Source organism: Desulfobotulus sapovorans DSM 2055 (genome assembly GCF_059569355.1).
Genome location: NZ_JCANVJ010000047.1, coordinates 1 through 11,179, shown reverse-complemented (window position 1 = coordinate 11,179; position 11,179 = coordinate 1). Strand labels below are relative to the sequence as shown.

At 48.2% G+C, this 11,179-nt stretch carries 7 protein-coding genes, 1 rRNA gene and 1 pseudogene; 4 read left to right on the top strand and 5 right to left on the bottom strand.

Annotation, left to right across the window (positions count from 1 at the left end):
- Positions 1–207 precede the first annotated feature (207 nt).
- A pseudogene (locus tag BR04_RS17135) lies at positions 208–1,302 on the top strand (IS1634 family transposase); the annotation flags it as partial.
- Positions 1,303–1,560: 258 nt separating this feature from the next.
- On the opposite strand, the gene BR04_RS17130 reads toward BR04_RS17135, so the two are convergent.
- Together BR04_RS17130 and BR04_RS17125 are read right to left on the bottom strand one after the other, a co-directional pair.
- A complete protein-coding gene (locus BR04_RS17130; RefSeq protein WP_496357247.1) occupies positions 1,561–3,414 on the bottom strand; it encodes an ATP-dependent helicase in 1,854 nt (617 codons plus the stop codon).
- 205 nt (positions 3,415–3,619) lie between these two features.
- Positions 3,620–3,826, bottom strand: a complete 207-nt coding sequence (locus tag BR04_RS17125) for a cold-shock protein (protein ID WP_496357246.1) — start codon at positions 3,824–3,826, stop codon at positions 3,620–3,622.
- 557 nt (positions 3,827–4,383) lie between these two features.
- Here BR04_RS17125 and BR04_RS17120 point away from each other — a divergent pair.
- On the top strand, positions 4,384–5,751 hold the full coding sequence (locus tag BR04_RS17120) for a sigma-54-dependent transcriptional regulator (RefSeq protein WP_496357245.1): 1,368 nt from the start codon (positions 4,384–4,386) through the stop codon (positions 5,749–5,751).
- Positions 5,752–5,753: 2 nt separating this feature from the next.
- Entirely contained in the window at positions 5,754–6,284 is a 531-nt protein-coding gene (locus tag BR04_RS17115) for an archaemetzincin family Zn-dependent metalloprotease (RefSeq protein WP_496357244.1), read from the top strand.
- 121 nt (positions 6,285–6,405) lie between these two features.
- Here BR04_RS17115 and BR04_RS17110 read toward each other — a convergent pair whose 3' ends face one another.
- From BR04_RS17110 to BR04_RS17100, 3 genes are all read right to left on the bottom strand, one after another.
- Positions 6,406–6,969 (bottom strand): acetate uptake transporter, encoded by a 564-nt coding sequence (locus tag BR04_RS17110; protein ID WP_496357243.1) that lies wholly within the window; start codon positions 6,967–6,969, stop codon positions 6,406–6,408.
- Positions 6,970–7,247: 278 nt separating this feature from the next.
- A complete protein-coding gene (locus tag BR04_RS17105; RefSeq protein ID WP_496357242.1) occupies positions 7,248–8,582 on the bottom strand; it encodes an L-lactate MFS transporter in 1,335 nt (444 codons plus the stop codon).
- A gap of 324 nt (positions 8,583–8,906) precedes the next feature.
- Complete coding sequence (locus BR04_RS17100) at positions 8,907–10,259, bottom strand: phosphomannomutase/phosphoglucomutase (RefSeq protein ID WP_496357241.1); 1,353 nt, start codon at positions 10,257–10,259, stop codon at positions 8,907–8,909.
- Positions 10,260–10,980: 721 nt separating this feature from the next.
- On the opposite strand from BR04_RS17100, the gene BR04_RS17095 reads away from it, so the two are divergent.
- A 16S ribosomal RNA gene (locus BR04_RS17095) occupies positions 10,981–11,179 on the top strand; the annotation flags it as partial.

Genomic DNA, 11,179 nt, shown 5'->3' with positions numbered 1-11,179 from the left:
ACAATTTGAAGATACTCATACCGACCTGATTTTTTGATTCTGGCAAACATGGCACCCCCTCCAGTAAGGGCACCTTATTTTTATACTATAGTTTCTTTAAAAACAATATTAAATTCCAATTCTGTGGCACCACCTTTTGGGGTTTTTACAAGATGCGACATAGTAATTACAGGCATTTTGAACAAAAAAGGCTTCCCAACTGTAGAAGATGAGTCAAAGTATCTTGCGGCTCACGGATTTGAAGACAAAGCCACCATCTATGTGGCAGACTCCGCCATGGTAAGTGAGGAAAACCTTGCAAAGGCGGATCAGATGCGATTTCTGACCCGTCTTCCCGCCCGGTACAAAGAGTGCTCCCGTGTGATTGAAGCTGCTGTAGCCGGAGATATAATGGCCTGGCATCCCATCGGAGTTCTTTCAGAAAATCCTGGAACTCCCAGCCGACCGGCTACGGTATATGAGTATCAGGAGGCATCTGTTTCTCTCTACGGAAACACCTATCGGGTTATTGTTGTGCATTCCTCAGCCTATGATAAACGAAGGCAAAAGGCCGTAGATCAGATAGTAAAAAAAGATCGTGAGGAGACAAAGATCCGCTGTAAAGAAACGGAGGCCATTCTCTTCCATTGTCAGGCAGATGCTGAGGACGCGGCCCGCAGGCTAACGGGAACGCAATCCTCTTTTCATGATATCCGAACCCGGGTTACTACCGTTTTTCAATATGGTAAAGGGCGCCCGTCCAAAGGAAAAGAGCGCACTCCTGTCCGGATGGATTACCGGGTGGAAACGAATATCTTTGAAAATGAAGATGCTATTATGAAACTACGCCGGGAAGCTGGCTGTATTGTCCTGCTGACCAACCTCATGTCAGAAGCGGAGCGGGCAGAGTACGACGGTAAAGCTCTTCTCTCGCTGTACAAGGGGCAGTACGGTATTGAACAGAATTTTGGATTTCTCAAAGATCCCGCCATTGTCGATGGCATCTTTCTGAAGAAACCGGAACGTATCGAGGTTCTCGGCCTGGTCATGATTCTGGCTCTTATGATCTGGCGCCTGATGGAACGGGAAATGCGGGAATATCTCAACCGTACCGGCGAAGATCTTCCAGGCTGGCCCAAGCGCAGGACAACAAAACCGACTTCCTTTATGATGACAACCAAATTTCATTCAATCAAGCTTGTCAGGTTTGAAGGGATGCTGGTTCTGGCACAGCCATTCACCGAAATCCAGAATGCATGGCTCAAGGCTCTTGACATCAAACCCACCGATTTTTTGCCTCCGCCAAGTCAAAAAAATCAATAAGGAGGCATCCAAAAGGTGTTTAATGTAAGTTCAATGGCCCCCTTTCGATAAGTGTCAAGATAGATGTCACCTGAAGCCTGATTTTTTCAGGCAGCTTCAAGGCAGGATTTCTCCATGAGGTGTCCCTGCTTTTTACTGGATTACATCAAGGGGCGGGCCTGGATGGGAACATCGATCCGGAGGTCGGCGGATTGGATTTGTCAAAGGGCAGAATAGTAAAAATTGTGTCCTTTGCCAGGTGGAACGGGAGCCAAAAGATCAGTTTGAAAGAAAAATTTGCACTTCCGCCATAAAACGACTGGCTTCGGAAGGGCGTCCTCTGCGGAATTCCGATGCACTCAGAAAGAGGCAGCGTTCCGCTCTTGTCATGGCAACATACATCAGCCGCCTTTCTTCTTCCAGGTCGGCATCGGATTGCAGAGATTTCCAGTGGGGAAAGAGTTCTTCCTCGCAGGCAACCACAAAGACGGAGTGGAACTCAAGCCCTTTGCTGGCATGTACGGTGGCAAGGTTGACTCCCCGGCCCTTATCCTCTTCTTCTTCCTTGTCCTCACGGATCAAAGCGGCATCTTCCAGATAGGCAAGCAAGGTCATTTTTTGTCCTGCGGTGTAGATCAATTCGTCAATGTTTTCCTGGCGTGAAGTGAAATCGCCCTTGTCTGCCTTGGAAAGCTGTTCCAGATAGTTCAGGTAGGCGGTCTGGGTTATCACTTCCCGAATAGCCGCATCCGGGGCCATGTCCCGTATAGTATCAAGTAGAAGGATCAGCTGTTCCAGGGCGGTATGTATTTTGGGGCTGAGCATACGTTTTCCGAGGAGGTGACGGGCGGCGTCCTGGAGACTGTCACCGGGAGAACGCACCTGCTGCATTTTTTTGACCATGGCGGGCCCGATTCCCCGTTTGGGTGTATTGAGAATACGCTCAAAACTTGCATCGTCCTTGGGAAAAACAGCAGCTGTAAGGTAGGCATTGAGATCCAGGATTTCCATACGTTCAAAAAATCCTTTGGAGCCCAGCATGCGGTAGGGGATGTTAAGGGCACGGAACGTTTTTTCAAAGGCAAGGGAGCAGAATTTGGTTCGGTAGATGACAGCAATGCGATCCAGGGGCACCCCGCTTTTAGCAAGAGAACCGATTTTTCTGCTTACCCATTTGGCTTCCTCATTTTCATTGTAGAAATAATAGAGCTCTACTGTGCCTCCCAGCTTTCCCGAGTAACAGTGCTTTTCCATACGCCGGGGATTATTCTGGATGAGGGCACCGGCAGCCTGTACAATTTCGTCCGCACTGCGGTAGTTTTCTTCCAGCCGGAAAAGTTGGCCCTTGGGGTAGGTTTGCTGAAAGCGCAGGAAATGGTTCACATTGCTGCCCCGAAAGCCGTATACTGCCTGCCAGTCATCCCCCACGCAGAAGAGATTGCCATGCCCCAAAAGCAGCCGGGTCAGTTCTTCTTGTAGATTGTTGGAGTCCTGATATTCATCCACAAGAATAAAGCTGAACAGGGAACGGTAATGGTCTCGGATGTCTGCATGATCCCGGAGCATGTCCCGCACTTTCAGAAGAATATTGTCAAAATCCACGGCATTCATGGACATTAGGGCTTTCTCATACTGCCGAAAAACCTCGCGGGTCTGTACCCGCTCTATTTCAGGGAGTCCCTGGATGAAGTCTTCAGGATCCCCATGGTTTTTTGCCATGGAAATTTTATATTGCAGCCTTGGGGTCTCTTTCTTGTCGATGTTGAGCCGAACCACAATTTCCTGAAGGGTTTTTTGCTGCTGATATCCGGCGAGGATTTGTACAGGAGGGCTATAGCCTGCACATTCAGCATGTTTTTTAAGAATCTGAAGGCAGGCAGAATGGTAAGTGCGAACCCATGGGAAAAGATCTGCCGCCAGGCCGGTTTGTCGTACCAGGCGGGATTTCATTTCTTCTGCGGCCTTGTTGGTGAAGGTAATCGCGAGGATACGATCCGGAGAAAAGCCCTTTTCGAGGAGGTAAGCGATTTTGGCAGTGAGGGTTCGGGTTTTGCCTGAGCCTGCACCGGCAATGACAAGGGCAGGTGTGTCCATGTGCCGAACGGCGTCCATTTGGGACTGTGAGAGATTCATTGAAATCCTTATGGCGTATTGCATGAAAAGAGAGGAGCTGAACAATCTGGGGGAATTTAGCAGGGGACGGCTGGATTGACAAGGCAGGGATGATTCAGAAAATTTGAAAGCAGAAAAAGACCTGCACAATGAGGTCTTTTTCCCTAATGCGGATCAAGGACAGTAAAAAAAACGGCAATGAAGCAGAGAAGACTGGATGATGCCGTTACGTTCGGCAGACATTCTTTGCGGCGGCTCCGCGATCATTTTGTTCAATTTCAAAATAGACGCGTTCCCCCTCAGCCAGCGTTCGGAAGCCCTGCATCTGGATGGATGAATGATGTACAAAAATATCGCCTCCACAGTCCTTTTCAATGAAGCCATACCCTTTTTTGTCACTAAACCATTTGACGGTACCTTCAGATTTTTCCAAAACACTTCCTCCTTTAGGCTCGGTTGTGGCAGAAAACGCTGAAAGTGGCATAATGTGCCACTTTTATGTCTGGTACGTCCAGGGACGTTCCATTTTCAGATCCGTACATCAGGGAAGATCATCGGGTGTAGAGGGTTCGTTTGTCGGTTATGGCCCTTTGTACTGGTGTGCGAAGTGGGAAATAGTTTATTTTCCCGAAATCCGGATTTACAGAAAAGGGCTGAGCAAGACAGAAGGATGCCGATGGGTACAAAGCAGGGGAGGCGCAGTATGCCTTTTCTGTGGGTGCACCGTTTGTGTGAAGATTTTTTATCATGCAATGCACCAGAAAAGCAAGATGCCTTTTGCAGTTTGAGTGATTTTTATGAAAAAACAAGCGAGGAAAGGGATAGCATCCTGCACTTGGCATATGGCTATGGAGTGTTCCTATATGGGCTGGATGGGTAAAAAGCATAGGAGGATGGTGGAAGGCTGTATTGCCCCGTGGGGAGGTCTGCGATATAAAGAGTCCCAGAAGCCCAGGATGCAGCATAAAAAGGAAAGGGATAAAGAGGCGCATGAAACCTTCTGATATCGCCATACTGCTTGTGGATGATGAAGTCTCTATCCGGAATGCCTTGACCCAGTGGTTTGAAATGGATGGGTATCGGGTCAGTGCCGCTGGGGACGCCCATACCGCTCTCCGTAAGCTTCAGGAAGCAACATGGGACATTGTGATGCTGGATATTCGTATGCCGGGTATTGATGGATTGGAGTTACAAAGAAGAATCAAGAAAATTGACAAAGACATCATCACCATCATTCTCACGGCTTTTGCCTCGGTAGATACGAGTATTCAGGCCCTGAAGGAGGGGGCTTTCGATTATATTGTTAAACCCGTTGACCCGGATGACATGAGCCATCTGATCCGTAATGCTGTGGAGCAACGCAGACTTTACTATGAAAATCGTCACCTCAGACAGCGTCTCGAAAATTTTTCTTTTTCCGATGAAATTCATGCAGAGAGTCCTGCCATGAAAAGAACTATGGAAAGGGTGATGGATGTGGCACCTACAGAGGCGGCTGTGATCATCAGGGGAGAGAGTGGTTCGGGTAAGGAAATGATCGCAAGGGCGATACATGGCAACAGCAACCGCAAGTATTTCCCGATGATTACTATAAATTGTGGCACATATCCGGAAGGGCTTTTGGAAAAAGAGCTTTTCGGACATGAAAAGGGGGCTTTTTCCGGCGCCTTGTATCGTCGCCAGGGAAGGCTTGAAATGGCGGATAAGGGAACCCTGTTTCTGGATGAAATTGGACAGATCAGTGAAAAAATGCAGGCGGATATTCTGAGGGTGATCGAGACACGCCGTTTTACTCCTTTTGGGAGTAACCGTGAAACTGAGGTGGATTTTCGCATTCTCTGTGCCACAACCTGTGATCTTGAAGAGGCCGTGCAGGCCGGATCTTTTCGTAAAGATTTGTATTATCGTTTGAATGTTGTTTCTATCCGTATTCCACCTCTGCGGGAGCGTAAAACGGACATTCATGCCATTGCCCGAGCCTTCATCCGGAGGTATGCAAAATCCATGAATAAAAATGTTGTGGATATTTCAGATGAGACGCTGGATTGTCTGATGGCTCATGACTGGCCCGGTAATGTCCGCGAACTGCGGAATGTACTGGAACGCGCCATGGTGGTCGCAAAGGGCAGGGTGATAGAATGTCATGATCTTGCATTTTTTACCCCGTCCCCTAAGGTTGGACTGGAAGAATGCAGGCTTTCCCTGGAAGAAGTAGAAAAAAAACATATTCAGAAGGTTCTTGATTTTACGGGAGGAGATCTTGCAAAGGCTGCAGATATTCTGAAAGTGCATCGTTTCACCCTGACCCGGAGGATCCGGAAGTATCAGCTGACAAGATATGAACATTTCCAGGCCTGATCATGGGATATATTTATATTCTTCCCATTGAAACGGATCCTTTTTTTTGGATGGAGGTTCTTGAAAGGCGTATCTTTCAGACTTTCGGGTATCCTGTTAAATATCTGTGCAGGTCGATGGATCTTGAAAAGGTACTGGATCCTGACCGTCTGCAATATCACTCATCCAGCATTCTTCTTGAAATTATTTCCAGTCCACCTGAGGATGCGGTAAAAATTCTGGGGATTGTAGATGTCGATATTTTTATTCCTGTACTTACCTTTGTTTTTGGAGAGGCCCAGCTGCGCGGGATAGCATCCCTTGTCAGCCTGCATCGGCTGAACAATAAATTTTATGGCCTTCCTGAGAATCGGGATCTTCTCACGGAACGTCTGGTCAAGGAGGTCATTCATGAACTGGGCCATAATTTTGGGCTGGTGCACTGTCCCAATCAGAATTGTGTCATGCGTTCTTCCACCTATGTGGAAGACATTGATTTTAAGTCCCATGAGATGTGTGATGTGTGCATGACTCGGCTTCAATCGGGATTTTAAAAAGCCTCTGAACTCATATCTCTCAGCATGGTACCCCCACAAAAGAGACGCGGCGGGAATATGTGAATCCACGCCGCGTCTCTTTTAGCTTTTAGCACTGCTTGTGAACCGGGGATGTTTTTCAGGCATGTTCGCCGATGGGCAGTACCGTATGACCAAACTGCTCATTCAGAACCTCAGCCATGGCCAGATAAATGGCACTGGCACCGCAGAGAATTCCTTCAAATCCGGCAATTTTTCCAATCAGTTCGGATCCTGTGAAATCACGGGCTGCAAGGAGAAAAAAGAGGATCGTGAGGCTTAAGAATACAAACTGAAGTCCCCGGCTTCCCGTCAGGGTTCCGAAGAACATGAACAGTGTAAAGATCCCCCAGAGCAGCAGATACCAGGCCATGTATCCGTGGGGTGTCGGATCTGCCCAGCCCAGCTTGGGCATAACCATCAGAAATACCAGCGTCAGCCAGAAAAGGCCGTAGGAGGTAAAGGCTGTGGTGCCAAAGGTGTTTCCTTTACGGAATTCCATGATCCCGACAAGGATTTGTGCCGCACCACCATAGAAAAGTCCCATGGCCAGTATCATGGCACTGATCGGGTAGAAACCCGCATTGTGGATGTTCAGCAGGATGGTTGTCATGCCAAAACCCATCAGCCCGAGGGGGCCTGGGTTTGCGTACGTTTTTTCCATTTTTTATTCTTCCTTTCCTTAAAAAAATAATTGGCATTGTGCCGTTTTGGCTCACTGCGCCATCGGTCTGTCCACACATGCTGTATCTGGCTCAGATCCGGTGGAGGAGGTTCCTGACAACGGCTGATACGGTGATGTTTTGTGCAGGATTTTGGAATATTCCAAACCAATCCTGAACGAAATTCAAAAATTGGGGCATAAAATATACGGGGACGGGGCCATGAAGTTTTTTCATAGCCCCTCCCCCTTGTTCCTTGAATTCAGGCGGAATTTGATTTTTATTTGTTTTCCGTGTCTGCTATTTTTTCACCACCATCTGCCATGGTAAAGCCCAGGCCGGGTTGAAAAATTGCTCCTTCCGGAACGTCTTCTTGCGGGCCTTTTTCTGTGATGAGGGTGACCGTCACCATGGCACTGATAGCCAGCAGGATGGCAGCAACAATAAAGGATGAGTTCATGCTTCCGGTCATGGAGTTCATCATCTGGGAGATCCGGCTCAGAGCGAAACCGCCCACTCCCCATGCCGTGAAGAGAAGACCGTAATTGACTCCATAGCCTTTGATGCCCCACAGATCCTTTGCAATGGAGGGAAAAAGGGCCAGGTTGGCACCATAGTTAAAGCCAATAAAGGTTGCCAGAAGAACAATGGCAATGGCACTCGTATGCTGCCCTCCTACAAGAGGAATGGACGCAAGCATGAGGATGGCCTGGAAAATGTGCACCGCCAGTATGGTTTCATTTCTACCGAATTTATCGGAAAGCACACCAGTGATGATACGGCCTCCAGCATTGCCGATGGCCATGATACCTACGGCGATGAAGGCCATTTCCCCCATGCTTTTTTTGGCAAGCCCTGCCACGCTGGAGATCACCATCAGACCGGCACCTGCCCCAACAAAATAAATTATCCACAGTTTCCAGAAAGCCATGGTTTTGATGATTTTGTTCCAGGGAATTTCGGCATTTGAACCTTTTTTAGAAAGGGCTTTTGCCTGGGTCTCAACGGGCTTATAACCTGCGGGCGGATTCACCAGGAAAAGGGACAGGCCGCATACAATAACAACGAATGCAATACCATATATAAGCATGGCATGGTTTACGCCAAAGTTGGTAATCAGGTATTCGGAAAGAGGAGCAATATAGACGGGGGCAAGGCCAAAACCAGCGACAATGAGACCCGCAATAAGACCAGTTTTGGAAGCAGGAAACCATTTTAATCCAGGAGGTGTGGCTGCGGAATATCCAAAGCCCATACCCGTACCGGTCAGGAGGCCAAATCCAAGTACCCATGCCCAGTAGCTTGTACTTTGTGAAATCCAGAGCAAGCCAAGTCCTACCATAATTCCGCCTGCAAAGGCGGTAATGCGGGGGCCAAACTTGTCCTGGCATTTTCCTGCGAGGATCATGGAAAAAGCAAAGGCAAGACAGCACAGTGAGTAGGGATCATTGAGATTTGCAGGGTTCCATGTGAACGCACCTTCACCTCCCGTTTGAATGGAAGTTTCAATGGCGGATTTAAAGATGCTCCAAGCATATAAAATTCCCAGAGCAAGATTGATACCGACTCCTGCCGATGTCACCATCCATCCCTTATTTTTTATTGCTTCGGTCATGTGTGCCCCCCTGAGGTAGAGATGTATAGAATTTTTCCATGTCCTGTCATAAATTCCACCAAATTGGGGGCATATATACGGATTTTATGTTTGTTTTGTCAACAGATACTTGATCGTTCAAAGTTGGCTGTTATTAAAATGAACACTCCATGGGGCATCTTTGGCCAAATTTTTTTGTTTCAGACAGCGAGGCTATGCAAAAAAAAGAAGAGCCGGGATGCTGCTGGCATCAGGATAAAAGAGGGGGGGCTCTACAGACAAAAAAAAGGCAGACGTCGGATGTGTCGCCGACGTCTGCCCATGTGTAATGATTCAACTTCTTTGCTAGCGGGTAAAGAGCTGTACCTGTGCCTCTATTTCTTTTCGGATGGCATCTCTGGCTTCAGGGCTTTTTCCTTCGAAGCGCAAAACCAGAGCCGGTTGGGTATTCGAGGCCCGCACCAGGCCCCATCCTTCTTTAAACAATACCCGCGCACCATCAATGTCAATGACATCATGACTCTTTTTGTAGAATTCCGTGATGGCTTTTACGATGGTAAATTTTTGATCATCCGGGCAGTCAACTCGGATTTCCGGTGTATTAAAGGTCTGGGGGACATCGGAGAGAAGCTCATTCAGGCTTTTTGGGGTAGAAGAAAGAATCTCAAGAAGCCTGCATGTTGCATAGATGGCATCATCGTAGCCAAAGTATCGATCCGCGAAGAACATGTGGCCGCTCATTTCACCCGCCAGTACGGCACCCGTCTCCTTCATCTTCTGCTTGATGAGGGAGTGTCCCGTGCGCCACATGATGGGATTTCCACCATTTTTTGCAATGTCTTCATACAGGGTCTGGGAACACTTGACCTCAGAAATAAAGGTGGCACCGGGATTTGTTTTGAGAATTTCTCTGGAAAAGAGAATCATGAGCTGGTCCCCGTGAAAGATGCGGCCATCTGGACCCACTACGCCGATACGATCTGCATCTCCGTCATAACCGATGCCCACATCTGCTCCTTCCCGGGTGACGGCCTGGATCAGGTCTTTCAGGTTTTCGGCAATGGTGGGATCGGCTTCATGGTTGGGGAAGGAGCCGTCCATGTCGCAGTACAGGGGGGTTACCTGGCATCCGAGGGCTTTGAGTAGGGGAAGGGCCACCACGCCGCCGGTGCCATTGCCTGCATCCACCACCACTTTCATGGGTTTTTTGAGGCTAATGTCCTTTAGGATATAGTTCGCATAGGCAGGGAGGGGATCTGCACTGGATGTTTTACCAGGTGTCGGTGTCTGGAGAAAGTTTTGGGAAGTGACGATTTTGCGTATGGTCTGGAGCTCTTCTCCAAAAAGGGAAGCGCCGGCCATGGTGGTTTTAAAGCCATTATACTCGGGAGGATTATGGCTGGCCGTGACAATGATGCCTGCATCGGTTTTCAGGTGATGTGTAGCAAAGTACAGAACAGGGGTGGGGCAGATACCAATTTCCACAACATCCATGCCCGTGGAGAGAAGGCCCTGAACAAGGGCCGCCTGATAGGCTTCCGAGCTGCTGCGGCAATCCCGTCCTACGGCAATGGTTTGGCAACCGTTCTGAACCATGTGGGTGCCCATGGCCTTGCCGATATGGTTTGCGTCATCTGCATCAAAATCTTTTCCTGCAATACCGCGAATATCGTATTCCCTGAAGATACCGGGGTTCATGTCTGCTCCTTTGGTTAGAGAGTTTTTTTTGCATTGCCACACGGAAAACTTTGTTTTTTTGCGTTGTCTGGCCGGGAAAATCAAGTCCTGTTTTGGAAAACACCGGAAATATTTTTTGGGCGACTGAGGAAGAGCTATTATTTTCCTGAAGAGAGCCATCTTTCTGTCCTATGGCTACGGCGGCAATGCTCCTGAGGGCAAGATTCTGGGCACCCACGGAAGGGGCATCTAATGATGTCTGTACCGGATAGCGGTTTCCTGTTCGGAAGTAGTTTTTGAGATCGATGCTTTCCTGTTCTGCCACCATAGGTAGAAAGGATGCGGGTGTTTATGTCCCTGCTGTTTCAGGGGGGAGCGAAGATCGGATGCTGTCTCTTATGGAAAGAGCAGGAATGATTTTGTGCTTCAGGCCGCCTTTCAATGCTGACGCTGTCTTGGGGCAAGGAATTTTTTGATGCCATACCGATGAGGTTTTCCTGTAAAGGATCTCCTGATGTCTTTGACGGAAGAGATGTTTCAATTATTTTTTTCTTTTTTTTTCAAAGAGATAGTTTGATGATTAAAAACATATAAAAAAAAGTGTTGACACCCTTGGGTCAAATGGGTAGTTTGCACCTCGTTGCTTACGGCGGCGGATCGAAAAAATCGATCTTTGAAAATCAGGCAGTGAAAGAATAAGAACATACCCCTGAGTAATCCTCTTAGGAGGAAGTACAGAGATTCAACGGAGAGTTTGATCCTGGCTCAGAATGAACGCTGGCGGCGTGCTTAACACATGCAAGTCGAACGAGAAAGTTCCCTTCGGGGGATAAGTAAAGTGGCGCACGGGTGAGTAACGCGTGGATAATCTACCCTTGAATTCGGAATAACATCGCGAAAGCGGTGCTAATACCGGATGATGTTGTGTTTTCTTCGGGGAA

Bases quoted from the DNA above. Each gene is read 5' to 3' on its own strand.
- BR04_RS17130 (WP_496357247.1), bottom strand. From the start codon at position 3,414: ATGAATCTCTCACAGTCCCAAATGGACGCCGTTCGGCACATGGACACA.
- BR04_RS17120 (WP_496357245.1), top strand. From the start codon at position 4,384: ATGAAACCTTCTGATATCGCCATACTGCTTGTGGATGATGAAGTCTCT.
- BR04_RS17115 (WP_496357244.1), top strand. From the start codon at position 5,754: ATGGGATATATTTATATTCTTCCCATTGAAACGGATCCTTTTTTTTGG.
- BR04_RS17110 (WP_496357243.1), bottom strand. From the start codon at position 6,969: ATGGAAAAAACGTACGCAAACCCAGGCCCCCTCGGGCTGATGGGTTTT.
- BR04_RS17105 (WP_496357242.1), bottom strand. From the start codon at position 8,582: ATGACCGAAGCAATAAAAAATAAGGGATGGATGGTGACATCGGCAGGA.
- BR04_RS17100 (WP_496357241.1), bottom strand. From the start codon at position 10,259: ATGAACCCCGGTATCTTCAGGGAATACGATATTCGCGGTATTGCAGGA.